At 72.3% G+C, this 730-nt stretch carries 1 protein-coding gene and 1 pseudogene; both read right to left on the reverse strand.

The genetic code is table 11. From position 1 onward, the window contains the following. A partial coding sequence (locus tag AC5RUJ_RS17645) for a glycosyltransferase family A protein (protein WP_494156431.1) occupies positions 1 to 424 on the reverse strand: 424 nt, incomplete at its 3' end. 62 nt (positions 425 to 486) lie between these two features. Continuing rightward, positions 487 to 730, reverse strand: a pseudogene (locus tag AC5RUJ_RS17650) (prenyltransferase); the annotation flags it as partial.

Here is a 730-nt window from a genome sequence, read left to right on the forward strand (position 1 = left end):
CCGGCCGCGGCAGGTCATAGAACCGGCCCGGACCGGTCAGCGCGTCGAGGCCGGGATCGGCGTCGAAGGCGGCACCGATCCCTGCCAGCCAGTCCGCGGGAGGACGGGTGTCGGCGTCGCAGCGGACGATCACACCGTCGGCGGTGCCATCGAAGCCGGCCGCGGTGGCGTCATCGGGCCCTACACAGGCGGTATCGAAGCCTGCGACGGCGGCGTCGTAGCCGGCAGCCGATGCGGCCGGGATGCCGGGGCGTCGTTCGACGACGACGCGCGCCCCGGCCGCCCGTGCCACGTGGGCCGAGGAATCGGTGCAGTTGTTGTCCACGACGATGACCTCGTAGGGCGGACGGGTCTGCCGCCCCAACAGCGCGAGGCAGTCGGCGAGCGCCGCGGCGTCGTCGAGCACCGGGATCACCACGGTCATGATGGTGTGATGCCGGCCCTCCGTCGGACGGGCCTCCGTGGACCCGTTGTCGCCCCGCGGTTTCACCGGGCTCCCGCGTACCAGATCAGCAGCATGGTGACCAGGAAACCGACCGCATAGTTCAGCCACAGGAACCGTTTCCACCCCGCGTTCGCGGCGGCCGAGCCGGCGTCGTCGATCCGGGCGAAGCGCAGCACGTTGGCCAGGTAGGGCAGGGCCAGGAGCCCGGCCAGCGGGCCCGGCCAATCGGTGGCCAGCATCAGCAGTCCGGCAGCGGCATAGGCGGCGGCGGAGACCAGCACGGTG

It is taken from the genome of Arthrobacter sp. Y3223164 (genome assembly GCF_059091005.1).